Source organism: Tenacibaculum sp. M1.3A, from assembly GCF_057732375.1.
Genome location: NZ_JBYJEF010000001.1, coordinates 48,139 through 72,387, shown reverse-complemented (window position 1 = coordinate 72,387; position 24,249 = coordinate 48,139). Strand labels below are relative to the sequence as shown.

At 29.7% G+C, this 24,249-nt stretch carries 23 protein-coding genes; 9 read left to right on the top strand and 14 right to left on the bottom strand.

The window, feature by feature from the left end; genetic code table 11:
* The first annotated feature begins 86 nt into the window (after window positions 1–86).
* The 3 genes from AC28QF_RS00345 to lipA all read left to right on the top strand — a co-directional run bounded on the left by AC28QF_RS00345 (window position 87) and on the right by lipA (window position 2,865).
* Window positions 87–650: an RNA polymerase sigma factor gene (locus AC28QF_RS00345; protein ID WP_488200339.1), complete on the top strand. Its 564-nt coding sequence runs from the start codon at window positions 87–89 to the stop codon at window positions 648–650.
* An 85-nt stretch (window positions 651–735) separates the two neighbouring features.
* Entirely contained in the window at window positions 736–1,956 is a 1,221-nt protein-coding gene (locus AC28QF_RS00340; protein WP_488200340.1) for an Nramp family divalent metal transporter, read from the top strand.
* Between the two features lie 39 nt (window positions 1,957–1,995).
* The gene (gene lipA / locus AC28QF_RS00335) at window positions 1,996–2,865 is read left to right on the top strand and encodes a lipoyl synthase (protein WP_218772680.1); all 870 of its coding nucleotides are present in this window, start codon (window positions 1,996–1,998) and stop codon (window positions 2,863–2,865) included.
* A gap of 583 nt (window positions 2,866–3,448) precedes the next feature.
* Here the strand turns inward: lipA and AC28QF_RS00330 are convergent.
* The gene (locus AC28QF_RS00330) at window positions 3,449–4,810 is read right to left on the bottom strand and encodes a pyridoxal-phosphate dependent enzyme (RefSeq protein ID WP_488200341.1); all 1,362 of its coding nucleotides are present in this window, start codon (window positions 4,808–4,810) and stop codon (window positions 3,449–3,451) included.
* A 779-nt stretch (window positions 4,811–5,589) separates the two neighbouring features.
* Entirely contained in the window at window positions 5,590–6,825 is a 1,236-nt protein-coding gene (locus tag AC28QF_RS00325) for an ABC transporter permease (RefSeq protein ID WP_488200342.1), read from the bottom strand.
* A gap of 138 nt (window positions 6,826–6,963) precedes the next feature.
* Between AC28QF_RS00325 and AC28QF_RS00320 the strand changes: the two genes are divergently transcribed.
* The gene (locus AC28QF_RS00320; protein WP_488200343.1) at window positions 6,964–8,253 is read left to right on the top strand and encodes an exo-beta-N-acetylmuramidase NamZ family protein; all 1,290 of its coding nucleotides are present in this window, start codon (window positions 6,964–6,966) and stop codon (window positions 8,251–8,253) included.
* A 170-nt stretch (window positions 8,254–8,423) separates the two neighbouring features.
* Window positions 8,424–9,497, top strand: a complete 1,074-nt coding sequence (locus AC28QF_RS00315) for a serine hydrolase domain-containing protein (RefSeq protein ID WP_488200344.1) — start codon at window positions 8,424–8,426, stop codon at window positions 9,495–9,497.
* A 4-nt stretch (window positions 9,498–9,501) separates the two neighbouring features.
* On the opposite strand, the gene AC28QF_RS00310 is transcribed toward AC28QF_RS00315, so the two are convergent.
* The 5 genes from AC28QF_RS00310 to AC28QF_RS00290 form a co-directional block, all read right to left on the bottom strand.
* Entirely contained in the window at window positions 9,502–10,179 is a 678-nt protein-coding gene (locus tag AC28QF_RS00310) for a class I SAM-dependent methyltransferase (protein ID WP_488200345.1), read from the bottom strand.
* 163 nt (window positions 10,180–10,342) lie between these two features.
* The gene (locus AC28QF_RS00305; RefSeq protein ID WP_488200346.1) at window positions 10,343–10,741 is read right to left on the bottom strand and encodes a GlcG/HbpS family heme-binding protein; all 399 of its coding nucleotides are present in this window, start codon (window positions 10,739–10,741) and stop codon (window positions 10,343–10,345) included.
* 102 nt (window positions 10,742–10,843) lie between these two features.
* On the bottom strand, window positions 10,844–11,677 hold the full coding sequence (locus AC28QF_RS00300; protein WP_488200347.1) for a helix-turn-helix domain-containing protein: 834 nt from the start codon (window positions 11,675–11,677) through the stop codon (window positions 10,844–10,846).
* 10 nt (window positions 11,678–11,687) lie between these two features.
* A complete protein-coding gene (capA, locus tag AC28QF_RS00295) occupies window positions 11,688–12,686 on the bottom strand; it encodes a cysteate synthase (protein ID WP_488200348.1) in 999 nt (332 codons plus the stop codon).
* Window positions 12,687–12,801: 115 nt separating this feature from the next.
* Window positions 12,802–14,964, bottom strand: a complete 2,163-nt coding sequence (locus AC28QF_RS00290; RefSeq protein WP_488200349.1) for a S9 family peptidase — start codon at window positions 14,962–14,964, stop codon at window positions 12,802–12,804.
* Between the two features lie 73 nt (window positions 14,965–15,037).
* On the opposite strand from AC28QF_RS00290, the gene AC28QF_RS00285 reads away from it, so the two are divergent.
* From AC28QF_RS00285 to AC28QF_RS00275, 3 genes are read left to right on the top strand one after another with little or no spacing between them, the layout of a single operon-like run.
* Window positions 15,038–15,361, top strand: a complete 324-nt coding sequence (locus tag AC28QF_RS00285; protein WP_488200350.1) for a YbaB/EbfC family nucleoid-associated protein — start codon at window positions 15,038–15,040, stop codon at window positions 15,359–15,361.
* Between the two features lie 5 nt (window positions 15,362–15,366).
* Window positions 15,367–15,660: a DUF2752 domain-containing protein gene (locus AC28QF_RS00280; RefSeq protein ID WP_488200351.1), complete on the top strand. Its 294-nt coding sequence runs from the start codon at window positions 15,367–15,369 to the stop codon at window positions 15,658–15,660.
* 17 nt (window positions 15,661–15,677) lie between these two features.
* A complete protein-coding gene (locus tag AC28QF_RS00275) occupies window positions 15,678–16,004 on the top strand; it encodes a CCC motif membrane protein (protein WP_488200352.1) in 327 nt (108 codons plus the stop codon).
* Window positions 16,005–16,049: 45 nt separating this feature from the next.
* Here the strand turns inward: AC28QF_RS00275 and AC28QF_RS00270 are convergent, their stop codons facing one another.
* The 3 genes from AC28QF_RS00270 to AC28QF_RS00260 form a co-directional block, all read right to left on the bottom strand.
* On the bottom strand, window positions 16,050–17,381 hold the full coding sequence (locus AC28QF_RS00270; protein WP_488200408.1) for a DUF58 domain-containing protein: 1,332 nt from the start codon (window positions 17,379–17,381) through the stop codon (window positions 16,050–16,052).
* A gap of 2 nt (window positions 17,382–17,383) precedes the next feature.
* Window positions 17,384–18,385, bottom strand: a complete 1,002-nt coding sequence (locus AC28QF_RS00265; protein ID WP_488200353.1) for an AAA family ATPase — start codon at window positions 18,383–18,385, stop codon at window positions 17,384–17,386.
* Window positions 18,386–18,457: 72 nt separating this feature from the next.
* On the bottom strand, window positions 18,458–19,057 hold the full coding sequence (locus tag AC28QF_RS00260; protein WP_488200354.1) for a M23 family metallopeptidase: 600 nt from the start codon (window positions 19,055–19,057) through the stop codon (window positions 18,458–18,460).
* A 356-nt stretch (window positions 19,058–19,413) separates the two neighbouring features.
* Between AC28QF_RS00260 and AC28QF_RS00255 the strand changes: the two genes are divergently transcribed.
* Window positions 19,414–20,106, top strand: coding sequence for a hypothetical protein (locus tag AC28QF_RS00255; protein ID WP_488200355.1), 693 nt, complete (start codon window positions 19,414–19,416; stop codon window positions 20,104–20,106).
* Between the two features lie 275 nt (window positions 20,107–20,381).
* On the opposite strand, the gene AC28QF_RS00250 is transcribed toward AC28QF_RS00255, so the two are convergent.
* The 4 genes from AC28QF_RS00250 to AC28QF_RS00235 are packed head-to-tail and all read right to left on the bottom strand — an operon-like array spanning window position 20,382 to window position 24,179.
* The gene (locus AC28QF_RS00250) at window positions 20,382–21,614 is read right to left on the bottom strand and encodes a DUF4350 domain-containing protein (RefSeq protein ID WP_488200356.1); all 1,233 of its coding nucleotides are present in this window, start codon (window positions 21,612–21,614) and stop codon (window positions 20,382–20,384) included.
* Window positions 21,615–21,618: 4 nt separating this feature from the next.
* Window positions 21,619–22,305, bottom strand: coding sequence for a DUF4129 domain-containing protein (locus AC28QF_RS00245; RefSeq protein WP_488200357.1), 687 nt, complete (start codon window positions 22,303–22,305; stop codon window positions 21,619–21,621).
* 52 nt (window positions 22,306–22,357) lie between these two features.
* Window positions 22,358–23,209, bottom strand: a complete 852-nt coding sequence (locus AC28QF_RS00240; protein WP_488200358.1) for a hypothetical protein — start codon at window positions 23,207–23,209, stop codon at window positions 22,358–22,360.
* Window positions 23,202–24,179: a stage II sporulation protein M gene (locus AC28QF_RS00235; protein WP_260585751.1), complete on the bottom strand. Its 978-nt coding sequence runs from the start codon at window positions 24,177–24,179 to the stop codon at window positions 23,202–23,204. The genes AC28QF_RS00240 and AC28QF_RS00235 overlap by 8 nt, the downstream gene beginning before the upstream one ends.
* Window positions 24,180–24,249 lie beyond the last annotated feature (70 nt).

Here is a 24,249-nt window from a genome sequence, read left to right as displayed (position 1 = left end):
TACAGCTTTTTCAGCTAGAGCATAACATTTGTTTGGTATTGCGCTAAATGATTATATTTATCAAATACAATTTCTAAACCTATATATTGGAAATAAATAAAGAAAAAATACTTAATCATATTCTCCAAGCAAAAGAAGGTAATCAAATTTCTTTTAATTTTTTGTTAGACACTTTTTGGAGCAGCGTATATCATTATCAATTATCAAAAATAAAAAATGATAATGAGGCTGAAGACATAACAATTCGCACCTTTTCTAAAGCTTTTGATAAAATTAATACTTATAATGAAACGTATGAATTTAAAACTTGGCTAATTAGTATTTCTAAAAATGTATATATTGATTCTTTAAGGAAGAAAAAAGCATCTATTTTAACAGAAACTACTAAAGAACAAGAAGAAGCTGCATTTAGAGTTATTGACAATTCTCCTTCTCCTGAGGATAAAATTATTACAGAACAAAATTTAGCGAAACTTTTAAGAGATATAAAAAAGTTAAAGCCAAAATATCAAGAGGTTATAAATTTGCGTTTTTTTCAAGAACTTAGTTATAAAGAAATCTCTGATAATATTGGTGAACCTATAAATAATGTAAAGGTTAAATTACTGAGAGCTAAAAAATTATTAGCTGAAATAATAAAGAAGTCTTAACTTACCATAATTTTAGTTTTCAAATTATATATATAAATAATCTTTACTAAAAGACTTTCACCAATAATATCCCCAGCATCTTTACATGAAAAAATCTATTTTAAACACACTAGGTCCAGGATTTTTATTTGCTGGTGCAGCTATAGGTGTGTCTCACTTAGTGCAATCAACAAGAGCTGGTGCCGATTTTGGTTTTGGATTACTTTGGGCATTGTTAATTGTAAATATTTTTAAATATCCTTTCTTTCAGTATGGTCCGCGTTATGCAGCTGCAACAGGCGAAACTCTTTTAGATGGTTATAAAAAATTAGGTAAAGGTGTTTTAATCAGTTATTATATTTTAAATTTTGCAACTATGTTTACCATTCAGGCGGCAGTTACAATTGTTACTGCTAGTTTGGCTTCTACTATTTTTGGTTTAACCAACGATCTTGTAATATGGTCTGCAATAATAATGGGTATTAGTATTGTTATTTTAGGAATCGGAAAATACAAACTACTTGATAATTTAATAAAGTATATTATAATTATACTAATTATAAGTACCATTATTGCAGTAAACGTAGCTTTATTTAGTACCGAAAAAGGATTTAACTTTCAACAAATAATACCAAGCGGAACGGCACAAATCACCTTTTTAATTGCTTTTTTAGGATGGATGCCTGCTCCTTTAGATATTTCTATTTGGCACTCTTTATGGACTGTCGAAAAAAGCAAAACAACATTTGAGCAAATTAAACCAAAACATGCTATTTTCGATTTTAATGTAGGTTACATCGCAACATTCTTTTTAGGTGTTTGTTTTGTAATGCTTGGCGCATTCGTTATGTATCAATCAGGAGAATCTTTCTCTAGCAAAGGAACTATTTTTGCTTCACAACTAATAAACTTATACACTAAAAACCTAGGAGAGTACTCTTATATATTTATAGGTATTGCCGCCTTTACAACCATGTTTAGCACCACTTTAACAACTCTAGATGCTTCACCAAGAGCCATGACAAAAACATCAAACCTATTGTTTGATAAAAAAAACAAGTTTAACTATTGGTTTTGGCTACTTTTCTTAGCTGCTGGTACTTTTATAATATTAAAATACTTTTTAGCAGATATGGGCTTTTTAGTTAAAATAGCTACTGTTTTATCTTTTTTAACAGCACCTTTTTATGCTATTTTAAATTACATACTTATTACAAGTAAACATACACCCAAGAAAAATCAACCAAAATTATCTTTACGTATCTTAAGTATTGTTGGTATCATTTTTTTAGTGGGATTTAGTATTTGGTTTTTAGCCAATTTATAACGCTTTTCTTCGTAAATTTGCTTTTCAATTTTGATTACAATGGCAAACGAATCTGTAACATTACCAGAAAGAGTAAAAAAACCAAAATGGTTACGTGTAAAATTACCAGTAGGTAAAAAATATACGGAATTAAGAAGTTTAGTAGACAAGTATAAATTGAATACAATTTGTGCTAGTGGAAGCTGTCCGAACATGGGTGAATGTTGGGGAGAAGGAACGGCTACTTTTATGATTTTAGGTAATATATGTACTCGTTCTTGTGGTTTTTGTGGTGTAAAAACCGGTAGACCAGAAACTGTTGAATGGGACGAACCTGAAAAAGTAGCACGCTCAATTAAATTAATGAGTATTAAGCACGCAGTTTTAACATCGGTAGATAGAGACGATTTAAAAGATGGTGGTTCTATTATTTGGGCAGAAACTGTAAATGCTATTCGTAGAGCAAATCCGAATACAACTTTAGAAACATTAATTCCTGATTTTCAAGGAAACGAAAAACAAATCGACAGAATCATAGAGGTTGCTCCTGAAGTAGTTTCTCATAATGTAGAAACTGTTCGTAGATTAACGCGTGAAGTTCGTATACAAGCAAAATACGATCGCAGCTTAAGTGTTTTAAAATATTTAAAAGATAACGGAATGCGAACTAAATCTGGGATTATGCTAGGTTTAGGGGAAACCGAAGAAGAGGTTATTCAAACTATGAAAGATTTACGTGGTGTAGGTTTAGATGTAATTACTATTGGGCAATATTTACAACCTAGTAAAAAACACTTACCTCTTAAAGAATTTATTACTCCAGAGCAGTTTAAAAAATATGAAACTTTAGGTTTAGAAATGGGCTTTATGTATGTAGAAAGTGGCCCTTTAGTAAGATCTTCTTATAAAGCACATAAACATGCTAGCTAATTTTAATGATTCCTTAACATTTTAACTTTTTAAAGTTAAAAAAATGTCAAATATTTAAAATTCAAAGAATTTATTGAGTTTTATATTTACTTTTGTAGAGTACTTATTAAACAAGTATATGAAAAGAGCCTTGTAAACTGTTTTCATTGTGTAAATTATTTGAATTAATTGATTAATAAAATTCCATTCGTATGAATGGAATTTTTGTTTTATAACTTTTTTATTACAACTATTACCCCTTTTTAGGAAATTTTATTTTTTCTTCAACAACCTCTAAGCTAACAACCTCAACGCCACCTACTGATAAATCAATATTTAGCTGATTTCACCAACATATTAATACCTTTACATCATTATTTTAAAGATATCACAAATAAAATAGATGAAAATGTTAATTAATAATAAAAATAGCATTACTAAGTCATAAAAATTACGAAAAACACTTTATGGCACAATACTTGTAAAAGAAGTTTCGGAAACAGCCTTGTAAACTGTTTTCATTGTGTAAATTATTTGAATTATTTGAAAAACAAAAATCCCACTCGTATGAGTGGGATTTTGTTGTTATAAAAACAACGTAATATTAAATAGCATTTATAATATCGTACTTAGTTATAATATGATGTTTACCATTTTCTAAATCGACTAATACAGCTTGATTTTCTTTTGTTATTAACTTAGAAACCTCATCTACAGAAGCTGTTAATTTTACAATAGGATACATTGCCCCCATTACTTCTTTTATAGGCGTATCTGCAATGTTTTTATCCTCTATATAAGCATGTAATAAAACTGATTCATCTAAAGAACCTACAATACCTTTTGAATCACTTACCGGAATTTGTGATATTTTAAAATCACGCATTCTCTCAATAGCATGAGAAACCAATTCTTCTGTTTGCACAGTTATTAAAGGCTTATCAATATGTGACTGTATTAAATCTTTTGCTGTAGCAACTTCTTTTTCTTCCAAGAAACCACGCTCACGCATCCAATCATCATTAAACATCTTTCCTACATATCTAGTTCCGTGATCGTGAAATATAACAACCACTACATCATCTTTCTTAAAATGATCTTTTAATTGCAACATTCCTTTTATTGCCGAACCTGCTGAATTCCCAACAAAGATACCTTCTTCTTTTGCTATTTTACGAGTATAAACCGCAGCATCTTTATCTGTAACCTTTGTAAAGCCATCAATTACTGAAAAATCCACATTTTTTGGTAATATATCTTCTCCGATTCCTTCAGTGATGTACGGGTAAATTTCATTCTCATCAAAAATACCTGTTTCATGGTATTTTTTAAATACAGAACCATAAGTATCAATCCCCCAAACCTTCACATTCGGATTTTTTTCTTTTAAATATTTAGCTGTTCCAGAGATTGTTCCACCTGTTCCTACTCCAACCACTAAATGCGTAATTTTACCTTCAGTTTGTTCCCAAATTTCCGGTCCTGTTTGCTCGTAATGTGCTAATGCGTTACTTGGGTTGTCATATTGATTTACATACCAAGAATTAGGCGTTTCTGATCCTAAACGTTTAGATACTGAATAATACGAACGAGGATCTGTAGGTTCTACATCCGTAGGACAAACAATAACCTCAGCTCCTACTGCACGTAAAATATCCATCTTTTCTTTAGATTGCTTATCAGAAAGAACAAAAATACATTTGTAACCTTTTATAATTGCAGCTAAAGCTAATCCCATACCTGTATTTCCCGAAGTTCCTTCAATAATAGTTCCTCCTGGCTTTAAGCGTCCGTCTGCTTCTGCATCTTCTATCATTTTTAACGCCATTCTATCTTTTATAGAGTTTCCCGGGTTAAAGGTTTCTACTTTAGCTAAAACTAAAGCATCTATTTCTTTTGTTACAGAGTTTAACTGAACTAATGGTGTATTACCTATAGTTTCTAATATGTTTTTTGCGTATTTCATTTCTTAATTTTACAGTTGCAAAGGTAATTTCTTTTTGGGCGTTCCACAAGTGTCGTGCTTTTCATTACTCGCTTTTTTTAGTTTTGTTCTCGATACCAATTTGTTCATCCTTCACAAATTAACTCCAACTAAAATAAAAAAGAGCTCAAACAGACCATTCAATCACTAACGCAGCATATTTGTTAAGGTTTGTGTATTAAAAAAATTAGCTGTTATATTTATTATTACTAAAATAGTTCTCGATACTTTTTTATTCCGCTTTACTTCATAAAAACACTCGAACTGACATCGTGTGTTAAAAAATCAGTATTTATGCGCAATACAAAATTGAATAATCTCTTTTTGCAAAGACATCATATTTTTACTCTATCTTATTCCACCTATTATCACTTCGAGTGATTTCGATGCAAAAAGAAATTGTATCGAGAAGTAATTATTCCTAAAATAGTTCTCGACACTTTTTTACTCCGCTTTGCTTCATAAAAACACTCGAACTGACATCATTTTTAAAAAATCAGTATTTACGAGCAATCCTAATTTAAAAAACATATTATGATAAAAATCTTAAATTTTTACTCTTCGTTACACTACCTATTGTCACTTCGTGTGATTTAGATGCAAGAGAAATTGTATCGAGAAGTAATTACCTATAACCTTATAAATATGTTTAGCCCCGATTGTAGCATTTGTTTGAGCTCCTCGCAGAGAGCGAGTGCGAAAAGCGGGAAACAGCTTCTAAAAAAATACTTGAAAATAAATACACCTATTAAAAATTGTATTTAAGCAAACTTAATGGATTTTGAAGGCTGTATTTTGGTAATTATATAAGACGGAATAATAAGCATTAAGAAACACAGTAAAAGGGTACCTAAGCTTAATAGAATTATTGCCCAAAAACTAATACTAACTGGTATTGTTGCTACTGAATATGTTTCGGGATCTAAGCTGATAACTTTAAAGTATTTTTGAATTAATAAGATTGAAATTCCTATTAAATTCCCCCAAAACAATCCTTTTAAAATTAAATAAGAGGCATTGTATAAAAATATTTTCTGAATACTAAAACTAGCGCTTCCTAAGGCTTTTAAAACACCTACCATTTGTACTCTCTCTAATATTAAAACTAATAGCGCTGTTATCATGTTAATACCCGCTATTAAAATCATAATAGCGATAATAAACCACACATTATTATCAAAAAGTTTAATCCATTCGAAAATTAAAGGATAATTTTCTACAATCGTTGTGCTGTTTAGCGTTGATCCTATCGTGCTATAAATTTCATTACCTTTTACTGTTAATTGATTAAAATCATCAATTAACACTTCAAATCCGCCTATCTGATCATCACTCCACCTGTTAATTTGACGTACTTCTCTAATATCACCAATTAACATTGTTTTATCAAACTGCTGAAAACCTGTATTGTAAATTCCTACAATAATTGGCTTACGCATTTTATATTTTAACCTACTTTTTTCTGCGCTAAATAAGGTTTGTATCGTGTCGTTTAATTTAAAATGTAACCGGTTTGCTATAGATTCTGATATTAATATTTCTTTATTTCTATTTTGATTAAAGTTTGGTAATCGCCCTTGGGTTAAATATTCTTTAAAAAATGTAAAATCATAATCAGAAGAAACACCTTTAAAAACAATAGCCTCAAAATCGGTTGACGTTCTAATAATACCACCAACATTACCAAAAACCTGAACGTTTTTAATCCCTTTTATATTTTTAAATTCAGGGTAAAAATCTTGATTTACACTTATAGGAACTGTAGATATATCCGAGTTATTAGTATCGTAATTTACTATTTGAATATGACCTTTAAAACCGGTCATTTTATCACTTATTTTATTTTGAAATCCAGCTGCTATTGATACTGCTATTAACATAATAGCAATACCTAAAGTAATAGCAATCGTAGCAATTTTAATTATTGGCGACGAAATACTACCTTTATACTCTTTACCTGCGATGATTCGTTTGGCTATAAATAGTTCGAAATTCAAAAGTTCTCTTTTTTAACGGTATCAAAAGTAATTAATTATAACTTAACTGATATTACGAAATACCTGATTTTAAATTATCGCCTCTTTTTCTTATAATAAGATTTTTAATGGTAATTTTATGTTTTAATACTCTTTTAGATGAAAAACAATTTTAGTTACCTTATTTTATTTTTATTCGCTGTTAATTTTCTATTTATAGCATGTGCTAAACAGCAAAAATCAGCAAGTACAAAAACTGAAGAAATCACTAAAATAGAAGCTCCGTTAAAAATTGCTGCCGATAGAACAGTTTTATATCTAAATAAATTAAAAGGCAAGAATATTGCTATTGTAGCCAATCAAACATCTGTTTTAACGGTATCACAAAGAGCTGAGGTAGCACCAAATGTGATGGGGAGTAAACTAGTACAACATCATTTAGTAGATTATTTACACACGTATAACAACATCAATGTGAAAAAAGTTTTTGCTCCCGAACATGGTTTTCGTGGTAAAGCAGACGCGGGTGAAACTGTTGTGGATGGTATTGATACTAAAACGCAATTACCTATTATCTCTTTATATGGAAAAAACAAAAAACCTTCGCCAGAGCAATTAAAAAATATTGATGTGGTGGTTTTTGATATTCAAGATGTTGGTGCACGTTTTTATACGTATATATCTTCACTACATTACGTTATGGAAGCTTGTGCTGAACAAGGCATTGAAGTTATTTTACTAGACAGACCAAATCCGAACGGACATTATATAGACGGACCAACATTAGAAGCGAAACATAAAAGCTTTGTGGGCATACATCCTATACCTGTTGTGTACGGAATGACTATTGGTGAATACGGACAAATGATTAATGGCGAAAAATGGCTGAAAAACGGAATTCAATGTGATTTAACGGTTGTTCCTTTAAGTAATTATACTCATGACACCCAATATAGCTTACCTATAAAACCATCGCCTAATTTACCGAATGATAAAAGTATAAACCTATACCCTAGTTTGTGCTTTTTTGAAGGAACAAATGTTTCTGTTGGTCGTGGTACTGAAATGCAGTTTCAGGTTGTTGGTTCGCCGTTATTCTCTTTAAAAAATGATTTTTCGTTTACACCAAATCCAAATTTCGGAAGCAAATATCCGAAGCATCAAAACAATGTTTGTTATGGTTATAGTTTAACAGAAAAAGAACGTTTAAATACACTCGATTTAAAATGGCTCCTTACTTTTTATAAAGATTATAGTGGTTTTAAAAACGCACAAGGTTATCCTTATAAAGAATCTTTTTTTAATACTTTTTTTACCAATCTTGCAGGTACAGAAAAACTACAACAACAAATTGAGCAAGGTTTTACGGAAGAAGAAATTAAAGCCACTTGGACTGATGATCTTGAAAAGTTTAAAATAGTTAGAGAAAAATACTTAATTTATAAATAATTTTTTCATTCTAAACTTAAGTAATATTGCTGTCTTAACATAGTTAAAGTAAATATTGTATTTAAAACCTCTTTAGTATTTAAAAAAACAAAGTTGAATTAACTTTTTTTTGTAACCTATAGTCCTGATTTTTCGTCCAACGAGCAAATAAGAATTATAAATAACAAAAAATGAAGAAATCAATTTATTTAAAGACTGTATTAACTGTAGTTACAATTTTATCTATTAATTTTCAATCAATAGTAAATGCCCAAAACTTAACTACGATTGATAGTTTATTACAGACTAAATATTCATCAAATACTCCTGGGGCGGTTTTCTTGATTTCTAAAAATGGAAATATAATATATAAAAAAGCATTTGGTCTTGCAAACTTAGAGCTGAATGTACCTATGAAAACAGACAATGTATTCAAAATTGGCTCAATCACAAAACAATTTACAGCTATCGCTATCTTAATGCTTTTAGAACAAGGTAAACTTAATTTAACAGACCAAATAACTAAGTTTATTCCTGATTATCCTACCAATGGAAATAAAATAACGATACATCATCTACTAACGCATACCTCAGGTATTAAAGATTATACAAGGGTTAAAGGTATAAATGCTATTTCTCAAAAAAACATGTCTCCTTTAGAGCTAATTAATTTCTCTAAAAACGAACCTATCGATTTTATTCCTGGAGAGAAATATAAATATAGTAATTCAGGATATGTGGTCTTAGGTCATATCATTGAAAAAATAACAGGTAAATCATATGCTAATTTTATTGAAGAACAAATATTTAAAAAAGCAAAAATGACTGCCTCTAAATATGCAAGTCAAAAAGAAATAATTAAAAAAAGGGCTTCTGGGTACCAAAAGAAAGATGTTTATATAAACAGAATGGATTTTAGTCTTTCATTAGCTTATTCTGGCGGAGGTTTAATGTCTACCGTTCACGATATGTTTAAATGGCAAGAAGCTATTAAAAACAATATTTTAATTAACAAAGAAACAACTAAAAAAGCATTTACAAATTACACATTAAATAACGGAGAGTATATTAATTATGGTTATGGGTGGCATATAAAAACTATAAATAATAATAAAACTTTTGAACACGGAGGTGCTATTTGGGGTTTTAAATCGATGGGGGTTTATTTACCTGATTTAGATATTTATATAATTGCTTTAACTAATTGCCTTTGTAACTCACCAACCATGATTACAAGAAAAATTGCTGAGTTAGTGGTGAAATAATAATTTAAAGAACTTGATAAAGTTTTGTTCGTATTATTCCTTTTTTATTATTTAAAATAGTAGTTACTAACTCTTTTTCTTTTTTTACTTTAAAGTTAAATGGGGGTGCTAATAAATTTAATCCGCTCTGTTTTTTAAGCCTTATACCTTGTCCTGAAATAATATCTTTATTCGGAATAAAATCTCCTTCGGGTAAATGTTCTGTTAAAATAACGTACTTATAACTACTTAATTTTTCAACAACCTTTTGCACTTCATTGTTTGATAAATGCTGTAACACTTGTCTTACAATAACACAGTCGGCGATAGGTAAATTATCTATAGCAATATCTAAACACTGAAATTCTAAATTAGCCTCCTTAAACCTTTCGTTATTGTAAGCAATAAGGTCTGATACAATATCTACAGCAATGTATTTTTTAGTGTATTGTATTAATTGTTTGCCTATATTAAAATCACCACAACCCAAATCGCACACTATTATTGGGTCTTTAAAAGAACTTAAAAATGAAGTTACCGCATCTATATAGGGAGCAACAATATTAGATTGATGAGAACCATTCCCAGAGTAAAAACTGGCAGTATTGGTTCCCCAAAGGTTCATTTCATAAACCTGCTCCATTGCCTTTTTAGTTGGCCAAGGTTTTTTATTCTTTTTTGATAATTTTTCTTTATTATTCATAAAATAGATACACAATTATACAAATGTACTTCTTTAAAAAGAAGACCTATTATTTTCATTTTAGATTTTCTGCCGTTATCATCAAAACGTTTTTTTTAGATGCTATTTTTTTACAAAAAAAAGGATAGCCATGGCTATCCTTTTCTATACTGTAATTTATTTTTTAAATAGCGTTTGCTCCTGCGTCAGCAACTGTATGATCATTTTCTACTGAACTTCCACTAACCCCTACAGCTCCGATAATAGTACCATCTGCATCTTTAACAGGTACACCTCCTGGAAATGTAATTAACCCGCTATTAGAGTGCTCAATATTAAACAAAGGTGCTCCTGGCTGCGATAACTCACCAATAATTCCTGTATTCATATCAAAGAAACGAGCTGTTTTTGCTTTTTTAATAGAAATATCTAAAGATCCTAACCAAGCGCCATCCATACGTGCAAAAGCAACTAAATTTGCACCTGCATCTACCACTGCAATGTTCATTTTAGTATCAATTGCTACTGATTTAGATTTTGCTGCTGCTATAATTTTTTCTGCTTGTTCTAATGTAATGTTCATCTTATTTAATTTTTAGTGTATTAGTATTTACAACAAAATTAAGCTAAATTTAATGTTAATTAATTACAAAAAAAGTTCAATAGGTTATTAAAAAAGGTCATATTAAATTTCAGATGGATTTACTCCAAATTTCACTTTAAAAGCAGTACTAAAATTAGACAGATTGTTATACCCTAAATCTAAATAAACATCAGACGGAGACATCTTTTTGTTTACTAATAAATCTTTCGCTTTTAGTAAACGTTTATTTCTAAACCATTTACCGGGAGATTCATCATATTCTTTTATAAAGTGTCTTTTAAAAGTAGATAAACTCATGCTGCATAAAAAAGCAACTTCTTCTAAACTAAGTGAAGTATATGTATTTTTTGTTATTATTTTTTTTAGATGAGAAACTTCTTCTGTAATTAAAGAGAATAAATAGTTTTCAAAAATTACGCCATATTTATTTATTAAATATAATAGCAATTCTTCGTACTTAACGGTTAGTAAAGTATTCATAAAAGCACTAGGTGCCGTCATGATAGTAGACAGTGAATTTAAGTATGAATCTATATAAGAATCGTTTTCTATAATAAAATAAGATGTTGCTTTTTGTAACTTACGTTTTTCTTTTATATGTTTTTGTAGAAATTCTTTTAGTTGCTTTTCTGAAAAAAAAAGAAGTTTACAGTAATATTGCTCTTCAGTTTCTAACAACTCCGTCCAAAGACAATTTCCTTTTTTAATTAATAAAGATTGTGAATTATCAACAAAAATTGAAGTTTCAGCAAAATGGACTTGCTTTTTACCTGTTTGAAGAAAACTAAACATATGCATATTTAAATTGACCTTTGTTTTAATGATATCTTCAGTCATTTTAAAATCATAAACGAATAAGTTAGGGAGTTTATCTTGATTTTTAATATATGATTCTGGTATGTTTTCTATTTCCATATATTTTTAGTTATTCTAAAAAACCTTGTTTCTTCATCCAACTATCTGAATAAATTTTATCCATATAACGTATTCCGTGATCTGGTAAAATAACGACTATAAAACTATCTTTATCAAATAAACCTTTGGTAGCGTATTGCTGTGTTGCCTGCATTACTGCTCCAGAAGTATAACCACAAAATAAACCTTCTGCTTTTACTAATTCGCGTGATTTTAAGGCCGCATTTTTATCTGATACTTTTTCATACACATCAATAACATCAAAATCGGTAGCTCCAGGTACTAAGTTTTTACCTAATCCTTCAATTTTATAAGGGGCTATTTCTTTCTCATCAAACTCACCTGTTTCGTGATATTTCTTTAAAACTGATCCTATAGCATCTACACCCAAAACTTTTATACTCGGATTCTTTTCTTTTAAATATTTTCCTGTTCCAGATATTGTTCCTCCAGTACCACTTGCTACAACTATATGTGTAACTTTACCTTGAGTTTGTTCCCAAATTTCTGGACCTGTAGTTTTATAATGCGCTTCAATATTTAATTCATTAAAATATTGATTAATGTATATAGAACCTGGGTTTTCTTTATGCAACCTTTTTGCTACTTCATAATAAGAACGAGCATCATCGGCAGCTACGTTAGCAGGGCAAACATGTACCGCTGCCCCCATTGTTTTTAAAACATCAATTTTATTTTGAGATGATTTATCGCTAACAGCTAAAATACATTTGTACCCTTTTACCAAAGCAATCATAGCTAAACTAAACCCTGTATTACCAGAAGTGGTTTCTACAATAGTATCACCTGGTTTAAGGATTCCCTTTTTTTCTGCATTTTCAACAATATGCAATGCTATTCTATCTTTAGCAGACTGCCCTGGGTTAAAAGCTTCTACTTTTGCGTAAAAATTACCTGGTAAATCTTTTGTTATTCTATTTAACTTAATTAAAGGTGTTTGGCCTACTAATTCTAATATATTATTGGCAATATGTTGATTTCTATCCATTTTTATATAATAAAAAACGTCATTACTAGAATAAATGACGAAGTAATCTTAAATTGTGAGATTGCTTCTTTACTCTTTTAATGACGCTTACACTCAATTGAGCGCAAAAATATAATTATTTTTCTAACTTACCTTCTAACATTAAAAAGAAGCTATATTCTTCTGCTGTTTCTTTTAAAGCATCAAATCTACCAGATGCTCCTCCATGACCAGCTTCCATATTAGTATGCATAAACAACATATTATCATCTGTTTTTACATCTCTTAATTTCGCTATCCATTTTGCAGGTTCCCAATACTGTACTTGACTATCGTGCAAACCTGTTGTGATTAACATATTCGGGTATTTTTGAGCTTTAACTTGATCGTAAGGAGAATATGATTTTATATAATCATAGTATTCTTTATCATTCGGATTTCCCCATTCGTCGTACTCACCTGTTGTTAACGGAATCGTATCATCTATCATCGTAGAAATTACATCTACAAATGGTACCGCTGCTATAATACCGTTGTACAATTCTGGATTCATATTAACAATGGCTCCCATTAATAATCCACCTGCAGATCCGCCCATGGCGTATAAATGTTTTGGAGATGTATATCCTTGATCTATTAAATACTTCGAGCAATCAACAAAATCGTTAAATGTATTTTTTTTATTCAACATTTTACCTTCTTCATACCATTCACGACCTAAATATTCGCTTCCTCTAATATGTGCCAAAGCATATACAAAACCTCTATCTAACAAACTTAAACGAGTTGTTGAGAATCCGTCTGAAATAGTATATCCGTAAGATCCGTATGCATATTGCAAAATCGGAGTATCTTTTGTTAACTTCGTGTCTTTATGGTGTACGATTGATAATGCTACTTTTTTACCATCACGAGCAGTAACCCAAATTCGCTTACTTACATAATTATCTTTATCAAATTTACCTCCTAAAACCTCTTGCTCTTTTTTAATTTCTTTTGATTTATCGTTCATATTAAAATCAACAACCGAGCTAGGAGTTGTCATCGAATTGTATGAATAACGAATAATATCGGTATCAAATTCAGGATTTCCATACACTCCTGCTGAATATGTTTCCTCATCAAAAGGTAAATAATAATCTGCTGTATCGTCCCAACGTTTAATACGAATTTTGTTTAACCCGTTATTTCTTTCTTCTAAAACAATATAGTCTTTAAAAATTGAAAAATCTTCGAATAATGTATCTTCTCTGTGCGGAATTACATCTACCCAGTTTTCTTTTTCCGTTTTATCTTCAGGAGTTTTCATCAACTTAAAGTTGGTTGCTCCATCTTTATTGGTTTTAATATAAAAATGATCTTCGTAATGTGCAATATCATATTCTAAATCGCGCTCACGAGGCTGAATCATTCTTAATTCTTCCTTCGGATTATCAGCATTTAAAACCTGATACTCTGTAGATACAGTACTATAAGAACCTACTACAATATATTTTTTAGATTTAGTTTTGGTTACAAAAGCACCAAAAGTTTCATCCTTTTCTTCAAAAACTAATTCATCTAATGCTGAATCTGATCCTAAAACATGCTTGTATATTTTTGATGACCTTAAGGTTACAGGATCTTTTTTAGCATAAAACAATGTTTTATTATCGTTTGCCCAAACACTTCCTCCTGTTGTATTTTCTATAATATCTTTATACAGCTTACCTGTTTCTAAATTTTTTATTCTGATAAAATACTGACGACGACTTACCGTATCTGTAGCAAAAGCAGCCAATGTATTATCTGGCGATACACTTAATCCGCCTAACTGAAAATAATCGAAACCTTTAGCTTCGGTATTTACGTTAAACATAATTTCTTCTGCTGCCTCTAGGTTATCCTTCTTACGGCTATAAATAGGATATTGCTGTCCTTTTTCATAACGTGTTATATAAAAATATCCGTTGCTTTTATAAGGTACAGATTCGTCATCTTCTTTTATACGCCCTTTCATTTCTTCAAATAACTGCTCCTGAAACTCTTTTGTTTCTTTGGTACGCTCTTCGTAATAAGCGTTTTCAGCATTTAAGTAATCGTATACTTTTTGAGTTTGTTCATCTTTAACATCCGCATTTTTTTGCGCATCTGTTAAACGCATCCAAAAGTAATCATCTGTACGTATGTCTCCATGTTTTTCTAAAGTTGTTGCTTTCTTTTCAGCAACTGGAGCTATAATATCTTTCTTCATTTCTTGTTTTTTGCAGGAAGCAAAAATAAGACTAAAAGCTATAGCGGATAGCATTAATTTTTTCATTTTTATTTAGTTTAGTTAATTTCTTTGTGAAAATACTATTTTTGCTATAAATAAATTATAAAATAAAGAATAGATGTTTGGAGATATTTCGGGAATGATGGGTAAATTAAAAGATGCTCAAAAAAAAGTAGAAGAAACTAAAAAACGTTTAAACACGGTTTTAATTGATGAAGCCGCTGCCTACGAAAACTTAAAAATTACAGTAACTGCTAATAGCGAAATAAAATCAATTTCTATTAACGAATCTCTATTAGAAGATAAAGAAGAATTAGAAGACTATTTAATTTTAACATTAAACAAAGCTTTAAAAAGAGCGCGAGATATTAACGAACACGAACTAGCAATTGCGGCCAAAGACGGAATGCCAAATATTCCTGGAATGGATATGTTTAAATAAATAACATGTATTTACAGTTAGAAGAATATATGTTGCCTTGTTTAAACAAAAAACTCTTTGGAGTTGATTGTTTAGGTTGTGGTATACAACGTGCTTTAAGTTTATTAATTCATGGCGAATTTATTGCCGCTTTTAAAATGTATCCTGCTATTTATACATTGTTATTATTTGCTGGGTTTATTATTATAAATTTCTTTTACAAAGTAAAAAGTGCACAAAAAATAATTAGTATATTGGCTGTTATTAACGTGCTTATTATTGTGATAAGTTACTTTGTAAAAATGAATCAACTAATTTAAATTTTATTAAAAAAACTATGGAAAAACAAAAATTACCAAATTCAACTGGTGTTTTAGTATTAGGAATTCTTTCAATACTAACATGTTGTTGTTATGGTTTTATCGGATTAATTTTAGGTATCGTTGCTTTAGTTTTAGCTAAAAAAGCTACTTCTTTACACAACAACAATCCTGAAGATTATGACGGAATTAAAAATGTTAAAATGGGTAAGATTTTGGCTATCGTAGGTATTATTTTAAGCGCGATATATCTTATTCTGATAATAGGTATGGTTGCTTACTTTGGTTTAGAAACAATACAGAATCCGGAATTATTTAGAGAGTCATTAGAAAACATGCAATAATAGTTACTTTATTCATAAAAAAAGCGACCAAATTGGTCGCTTTTTTTATATCATTCCTTTTGCTTTAAACTCTAAATACTTGTTAATTACGTTTACCGATAATTGTTGTGGTTTGGTTAAAATAACATGTATGCTATTCCGTTCTAATTCTTTTACAATTAGTCTTTTTTCGTACGTATATTTCTCGGCTATTGTTTTATGATAAATGCTTTGCAAATCTTCTGAGTTTTCTGTTACCAAACTATCTAATTCTGTATTCTCAAAGAAAACCGTAACTAATAAATGTTTTTTAGCGATTGCTTTTAGATATGGTAACTGTCTTTTTAAGGCTGAAATATGCTCGAAATTTGTATATAAAACAAGTAAACTTCGTTGATTAATTTTTCTTTTAATCGTTGAATATAATAAAGCAAAATTAGCATCTGTAAAGTCGGTTGTAATATTATATAACTCCTCGTTAATGACCGATAAATTTGTTTTTTTATTACTCGCTGCTATAATTTTTTCTACATTTTTAGAAAACGTTAGCATTCCTGCTTTATCATTTTTTAATAATGCTATATTAGAAAAAGCCAACGCCGAATTTATAGCATAATCTAATAAACTTAATCCTTCAAAAGGCATTTTCATAACACGCCCTAAATCGATGATAGAATAAATAGGTTGCGATTTTTCATCTTGATATTGGTTTACCATCAAGGCGCCTCTTTTAGCAGTTGCTTTCCAATTTACATTTCGCACATCATCACCCGGAATATAATTTTTAATTTGCTCAAATTCCATTGTTTGCCCGATACGTCGGATTTTTTTCATTCCGAATTCCGTTAAGTTATTGTGCATCGCCAAAAACTCGTATTTCTTCATCTGAATATAAGACGGATACACTTTTACTTCCTTATCATCTGAAAAAGTATATCTTCTAGAAAATAGTTGCAAGGTTGATGCAACGAAAACATGTACATTTCCGAATTTATAAGCGCCTCTTTCTACTGGGCGAACACTATACGTAAAGGTTGATTTTTCTGCGGATTGCAACGTTGTTTTGTAATCGAAATCTCTTTTTTGAAACTGCGTTGGTAATTCATCAATCACATTAATAAAAACCTGAAACGGATAGTTATTTTCTAAGGTAATTGCGATTTCATTTTCATCAGAATTTGATAATTTATCTGAAACTACGCGCTTTGATGAAAATCCGTTTTTAAATCGATATAAAATAACTAAATCGATACTCATTGTTATTAAAAACAACCATACCAATATCCATGTTACATTGTAAATAACAGGAAACCAAAACGACAGTAAAAATAATGCCGAAAGTACGCTTATATAACTAAAAAAGCGACTGTGAATGTATATGGATTTAAAGAATTTAATCACTATCTCGGAACTTCTACAGATTGAACAATCATCTCAATAACCTTATCCGTTGTCATCCCTTCCATTTCACGTTCGGGAGTTAACATAACTCGATGACGCAATACCGGGTAAATACTCTTTTTTACATCTTCAGGAATCACAAAATCACGTCCGTTAATTGCTGCAAAAGCTTTCGAAGCCATTAAAACAGCAATACTTGCTCTTGGTGAACCTCCTAAATACAAGTGTGCGTTATTACGCGTATTTGAAATTAATTGCGCAATGTATTTTATAATTTTTTCTTCTACCAACACCTCAAAAACCTTGCTTCTGTATTCTAATAAATTAGCTTCTGTTAAAACAGCTTCAATTTTAGATTGTGGTAATGCTCCTTTTCTGTCGTTATGAGCCGTAATAATTTTAATTTCTTCTTCTAAATTCGGATATCCAACGTTAATTTTGAATAAAAAACGATCTAATTGTGCTTCTGGCAACGCGTATGTTCCCTCCTGCTCTATCGGATTTTGAGTTGCTAAAACCATAAATGGCGGGTTCATTTTATACTGAGTTCCATCCATCGTAATTTGCTTTTCTTCCATCACTTCAAACAAGGCTGCTTGCGTTTTTGCAGGTGCTCTGTTTATTTCATCAATTAAAACAATATTAGAGAAAATTGGACCTTTTTTAAATTCGAAATTTGATGTTTTCATATTTAAAATAGAAGTTCCTAAAACATCCGAAGGCATTAAATCGGGCGTAAACTGAATTCTACTAAAATCGGTCGCTATTGTTTTTGCTAACAATTTTGCAGTTACCGTTTTTGCTACTCCTGGTACACCTTCAATCAATACATGTCCGTCAGCTAATAGCGAAACCAATAACAATTCAATAAAATCTTCTTGCCCAACAATTACTTTTGCTAACTGCTCTTTTATTTTACTAACTGCTTCTTTTAGTTTTGATAAATCTATTCTGCTTGAAAATAGTTCGTTTTCTTCTGTTGGAGTATTTTGTGTATTCATGCTTTTATTTTTTTGAAGGAGAAAAGTATTTTGCCTTTACTCATTTTATTCTTTTATAATATTGTTATTTCATTAATTTAGATGTTTCTCAAGAAAATCAAGAGGATTATAAAAATACGTATCTAAATCTTCTTTTGTGTAAGAAACCAAAGTATAAGAAGAAAACAATCTTTCAGGTTTTAAGTTATTATGTTTTAGTCTAAAAGGCTGTATTTTTAAAATTTCTAAATGGAAATGATCAAATTGCCATCCATACTTATTGAGTTCGTTTCTATTCATAAACCTAGCTATTTTAGTCTCTGTATTTACAGAATCAAATAAATTCACATCTATACCTGCTATGTGTTCATAAACTGTCCAAAATTTATGATCTCCTTCATGTTCAATTATTAATTGTGCATATGGTCCATCTTGACGTTTACTAATTACAATTCCTTCAAATATTGGGTATATTGGTTCATTTTGATAATTATTTGTAGGTCTCTTTATATCTATTCCCGTGTGTAGATGAGCCGGTATCTCTGGTCTTCCTTTTCTTAGCAATCCGAATTTACCAATCGATGTTAATTTTAATGAACTAATAGAGTTTCTTTCTAAAGTATTAATAGGCAAACTATATCCTAATCCTAAATTAAAGGAAAGTATAAGTACTAAGAACACTGTTTTTATCATTTTTAATTCGTTTATTCTTTAGTTTTCTATAATAAAAGCATGTAAGATAAAATCTTCTCTTAACAGAACTTCTTATTAGTCTTTTTTAATTCCTACTCTAAATCAAACATCTTGCTTTTTCTGTTAAACAAACTAAAATAACCGCTATTAATTCTTTTTTATTTTACTTCTATTATCACCTATGCAAGAAAAGAGAAAATCTCACTAACAGTTGCTTTTCGAAGCTATCTTCAATAAAAAATTACATGACAGTAATATAACTTCCTGCAAATGTAATTTATTTATAAGTTTTATAATTACAATATTTCTTGTAAAACGGCATAATAATTGATAAAGTGTTGGGAAATAAAAATTTTATGAAAACTATATTTCTTAGCCTATTAATAACGCTACTATCATTAACATCATGTGTTACACCTTTAAAAATATCTCAACTAGCACCTAATTCAGGTAAAACAACGTGGAAATTTGGTAAAGAGACAGTTGATCAAACAAAAAACAACATTAAGACCTCTATAACTTTTATAAAAAGTGTTTCTAAAGACCTTGTATTTGATATCGAAATATTCAATAATTCTAATGATACTATATTATTAGCTCCAGAAGAGTTATACTATAAAATAATAAATAAAGATAGTATAGAAACTGAACATAAAATATATGCCATAAATCCAGAACAAATATTACTAAATTTAGATAAAAAATTATCTAAAGAAAATGCCAATATTGCTGATGAAATGATTCTTAACTTAGTAGAAAACACAACTGATCTAATTTACACTTTAGCTGATAAGAATTATAACCCTGAGAGAGATACCAGTAATCTAAACACCCACAACGTAAACGAATCTAGGCTACAATCACTAAACAATAAAAGAGATTTTTGGGAATTTCAAACCTTAAGAAAAACCTCCATTCCTCCTAAAAATTCAATTGGTGGAAGAATATTTTTTAAACGTAATACAAATGCTATTATTTATCAAATACATTTACCTGTTAATGGAAATGATTTTAAATTTGATTTTAGACAAAATTTAATTACCCCTTAATAATTCTTATTAAACATAATAAGAATACAACTATCAGAACTAGAAGTAATTTCCGTAAAGTTTGATCACTTTGCGGAAATTACTTCTAGTTCTAGTTCTGGTTCTGGTTCTGGTTCTGGTTCTGGTTCTGGTTCTGGTTCTGGTTCTGGTTCATATATCTAAGTTAATTTAAAATCATACTTATAACACAAGTATGATATTCCTACTATAATTAAAGATGTATTGTGGTTTATTTTTAATTTTTGATAATTCCTAAATTGATATTATTAGTTTTTTTATGCTTTAAACTCTTCAATAGCTTTATTTAAAGCAATCAATTCATCTTGTGTAATTTTTTCTTTTGATTCTATTGTCGCTATTTTTTTAAACAACTTATTTACTTCTTCTGTAGGATTACCACTTCTGCTTGCTAATTTTTCATAAAAAGAAGCATCAATTTTTAAAGTTGATAATCGGTGTGTAATTCTTATATATTCTAAAAAGTAATTTATTTTATGTATAGCTATATTTTTATGATCTGATTTTTCATAATACATATTCGCAATAGTCCGTGTAAATGCTAAAGTTTGATTTTTTAAAGGCGTAATTACAGGTATAAATCGCTGATTTCTTTTCCCTTTAAAAATAACAAAAAACAATACACCTATTAACGCTATGTAATAAGCCCATTTAAGATGCTTCGAGCTTAAAATGTAGTGCATTGGTGAACTTATACCACTTTTTCCTGTTTTATAATACGCATCCCAAAGAATTGTACTACCGCTACTAGAACCAGCATTTTGTCCTCTTGAAATATTATTGCTAATAACATTCAAATACGATAATACACTTGCTACATAGGTATAATTAGTATCTAAAAGCATGTTGTAATTAGTAAATGCCTGCGGAAATGTATGCAAGTAAAAAGTACCTTTTCCGAATTTGGTTTTAATAAAATTTGGTTTACGACTTACAACAGAATCTTTTTCATTTCTGATTAATAACTCGCCTAAAACAGTTGTTTTTAATGTATCTATTTTAGAAAAATACGCTTTCGAGAAATCTCGATCGAAATGATATTCTTTCTTATTTAAACTTTTATTTACGAGTTTTTGGTATGCTTTTTCTTCAAAAGCTGTAGTACTTAATTGTTTTGTTTTAACATTTAATGTATCAATATGAATACCGTTGGTCGCTATAAAAACATCGTTCCCTTTTTCTACAAAGTTTAGTAATTCATTAAACTCTTCTTTTCCAAAATTTAGCTTTCCATCAACAAAAAAATAAGTTCCTTTATTGGTGGAATCTTTTAAAAATAAATAGGGAGATTGATATACGTCTCTTACTTTTTTATCAGCAAATAATGCTGGCATTTGTTTATGCAACACATAGGTTCCGTACGGAATTTTATGTTTTGCGTCATAACTCGGAAACCAATTAATTTCTTTTGGTTTTATCGACTCGATATATACAATACCAAGCAATATAAATACCAATAAACCAATATATACTTTTAGTTTTTTATCCAACTTATTAAATTTTAGCAATCACTTTTTTAAAGTTCGTTTCTGCTTTTAAGAACTTTTCTTTATCAATTAAAAACTCGCCATACCAAACATAATCGTATAAATGAGTTAGTGTTTCAAACTCTTTATACAAGCTTTTATTTGTGGCTAATTCTTTTATATAATCTTCATTTGTTTTTTCTTGTTGCCAAGAAATCAACTCTTTTTCTGATAATTTTTTCAGCAACAATAAATAGTAGTAACGCGTCGCTAATTTAAAATTCCCATTGGTTATTGCTGTTTTAATTAACGCCGGTAAATCCTTTTCTTTTATTAACGATTCTTCATCTGATAAGTTTACAATAGATTGTGCTTTTTTACCATCAATAATATTGCGTGCATTTACCTTTAAGAAGAATTTAATGATTAAAAACAATACTAAACCTGCAATTACATAAGGTAAAACGCTTAAAATCCATTTTAAAAACCCCATAGCTGGCGAAATATCATCAAAAAGGTAAGACAATACTTTTTTGATTGTTCGCTTAAACCAACTCCATGCTTTTTCTAAAATAGTAGGTTCGCGTTTTTCTACTATATATATAAAAGCATCTTGCTTTTTATAAGCTTCAATTTTTTTATTGTCGAATTTTTTCAATTCGATAAATTCAGTGTCGAATTGAACTGTTTTCTCTTCAGATATTTGTGAAAACATCTGAAGAGAAAACAGTAAAAATAGTATGTTAAAGAGAAGTTGTTTCAAAATATTATTGACCTAAACTATCAATTGTTTCAATGGTTCCTGTTAAATTTTTCTGTTCGTTAATATCAAAATATAAAAACACGTTGGTTATTAAAGTGATAGAGTAAAACATTAATTGCCCTACGATAGAAATTAAATTTAGTAACAAATAAATAGGATCACTAAACAAGCCAAATATAGCTGCTGGATCTTCGTTACTCATTCCTATTCCCATCTGTATAATTTGATATATAGCTGCCGGTATTTGAAAAATATAACCTAAAACTCCTACTAAAAGTGCGACTACAAAAACAACTCCGAAAGTTTCCCAAAAATGTCCGCTTACAAAACTAAAACATTTACCGATTGTATCAGTTGCTGATTCATTCTGAAAAACTAAAATCGACGCTCCTAAAGATAAGACCGTCCAAGTATAAAACATCGGAAAAACACATAACATTACACTAATAAAAAGTATAATTCCTGATAAGAAACCAAACCCCATAAAAGACCAAAAACGTTCTTTGGTATTGCGTGAAATTTCTTCTTGATCTACAGCTCCGTTATTATCAATATATGATTTTATATAGTGCATACCTGCTAAATTGATAAATACAAATGCTACTAAATATGCAACCATCATTATTAAAATAGCAGCAAACATTCCTATAGCTCCACTTGCATCCTCAGACATTAATGACGACATAGACATCATATAATATATCATTGCTGCTACCGCTATTAAAATAGGAATTGCAGCTGTTTTTAATATCGTTAAAAAGAATTGTTTTCCTTCTAATCGTATAAACTTAAAAGCATCAGTAATAATGGCTCCTAAATCTCGTTCTTTTTTAAATTGTATGTATTCTTTATTCATAAGTTGGTTGATTGATAATTGATTTTTTATGTAGTTGAATTGGGTATATTACGTAATAAAATATAATACTTGCTAAGGATGCTAAAATAATAGTGATTGCTAACCAATCTGGCATTTCGGTATGGCGCGTTACAAAACCTTCTAAAAACCCAGCGATGATAAAAAACGGAATGGTACTTACCATAATTTTTAATCCGTCTTTCATACTTCGTTTAAAAGATTCTAATCGAGAATAGGTTTCGGGAAATAACAATCCGTTTCCTAAAACCAAGCCAGCACAACCAGCAATTACAATTACTGATATTTCTATGGTACCGTGAATCCAAATTGTACGAGACGATTCCCATAACAATCCTTTATCGTAAAAGAAATACAAAAACGAACCTAACATAATACCGTTTTGCATCATTATATATAAAGTTCCTACCGAAAACAGCATTCCTAAAACAAAAGCAAACATGGCTACTTTTATATTATTGATGGTAATACCAATAAACATATCTACTTCGTTGGCTTTTTTATACACCGCCATCGGATCGCCTTTTTCAATATTCTCTAACGTCATGTTTACATAACTGTCACCTAAAATAAGGCGAACAAAATCAACATCGTTAGCTGAAGAAAAAGCACCAACCAAACTAAAAAAAGCAAATACACCAAAAGCTATAAATAACTGTTTTTGATGTTTATAAAATGATAAGGGAAACTCTGTTTTAAAAAAACTGATGAACCTATTTTTACTTTCTTTTTTAGTTTTATAAATTTTTTGATGCGCTACAGATCCTATCGAATTTAAATACACCACTGTATTTCCGTTCGGGTAAAAGGTTTTGGCGTAACTTAAATCGTCAGTTAGCTCAACATATAAGTCAGATAATTTATCTGGAGAAAGACTTGTTTTCTTGTACAAAGCGTCTTCAAACAATTGCCACTTTTCTTTATTTTTTTTTACAAAGGCAGCTTCTCTCATTCAGAAAAAAAATTATAGCAAATTTTATGAGAAACGTCTCTAATCATAGAATATTTTTATCTTCGCTAAA

Bases quoted from the DNA above. Each gene is read 5' to 3' on its own strand.
- AC28QF_RS00240 (WP_488200358.1), bottom strand. From the start codon at position 23,209: ATGAATAAAGAATACATACAATTTAAAAAAGAACGAGATTTAGGAGCC.
- AC28QF_RS00315 (WP_488200344.1), top strand. From the start codon at position 8,424: ATGAAGAAATCAATTTATTTAAAGACTGTATTAACTGTAGTTACAATT.
- AC28QF_RS00290 (WP_488200349.1), bottom strand. From the start codon at position 14,964: ATGAAAAAATTAATGCTATCCGCTATAGCTTTTAGTCTTATTTTTGCT.
- capA (WP_488200348.1), bottom strand. From the start codon at position 12,686: ATGGATAGAAATCAACATATTGCCAATAATATATTAGAATTAGTAGGC.
- AC28QF_RS00285 (WP_488200350.1), top strand. From the start codon at position 15,038: ATGTTTGGAGATATTTCGGGAATGATGGGTAAATTAAAAGATGCTCAA.
- lipA (WP_218772680.1), top strand. From the start codon at position 1,996: ATGGCAAACGAATCTGTAACATTACCAGAAAGAGTAAAAAAACCAAAA.
- AC28QF_RS00305 (WP_488200346.1), bottom strand. From the start codon at position 10,741: ATGAACATTACATTAGAACAAGCAGAAAAAATTATAGCAGCAGCAAAA.
- AC28QF_RS00340 (WP_488200340.1), top strand. From the start codon at position 736: ATGAAAAAATCTATTTTAAACACACTAGGTCCAGGATTTTTATTTGCT.
- AC28QF_RS00275 (WP_488200352.1), top strand. From the start codon at position 15,678: ATGGAAAAACAAAAATTACCAAATTCAACTGGTGTTTTAGTATTAGGA.
- AC28QF_RS00330 (WP_488200341.1), bottom strand. From the start codon at position 4,810: ATGAAATACGCAAAAAACATATTAGAAACTATAGGTAATACACCATTA.
- AC28QF_RS00255 (WP_488200355.1), top strand. From the start codon at position 19,414: ATGAAAACTATATTTCTTAGCCTATTAATAACGCTACTATCATTAACA.
- AC28QF_RS00320 (WP_488200343.1), top strand. From the start codon at position 6,964: ATGAAAAACAATTTTAGTTACCTTATTTTATTTTTATTCGCTGTTAAT.
- AC28QF_RS00265 (WP_488200353.1), bottom strand. From the start codon at position 18,385: ATGAATACACAAAATACTCCAACAGAAGAAAACGAACTATTTTCAAGC.
- AC28QF_RS00280 (WP_488200351.1), top strand. From the start codon at position 15,367: ATGTATTTACAGTTAGAAGAATATATGTTGCCTTGTTTAAACAAAAAA.
- AC28QF_RS00235 (WP_260585751.1), bottom strand. From the start codon at position 24,179: ATGAGAGAAGCTGCCTTTGTAAAAAAAAATAAAGAAAAGTGGCAATTG.
- AC28QF_RS00260 (WP_488200354.1), bottom strand. From the start codon at position 19,057: ATGATAAAAACAGTGTTCTTAGTACTTATACTTTCCTTTAATTTAGGA.
- AC28QF_RS00245 (WP_488200357.1), bottom strand. From the start codon at position 22,305: ATGTTTTCACAAATATCTGAAGAGAAAACAGTTCAATTCGACACTGAA.
- AC28QF_RS00310 (WP_488200345.1), bottom strand. From the start codon at position 10,179: ATGAATAATAAAGAAAAATTATCAAAAAAGAATAAAAAACCTTGGCCA.
- AC28QF_RS00300 (WP_488200347.1), bottom strand. From the start codon at position 11,677: ATGGAAATAGAAAACATACCAGAATCATATATTAAAAATCAAGATAAA.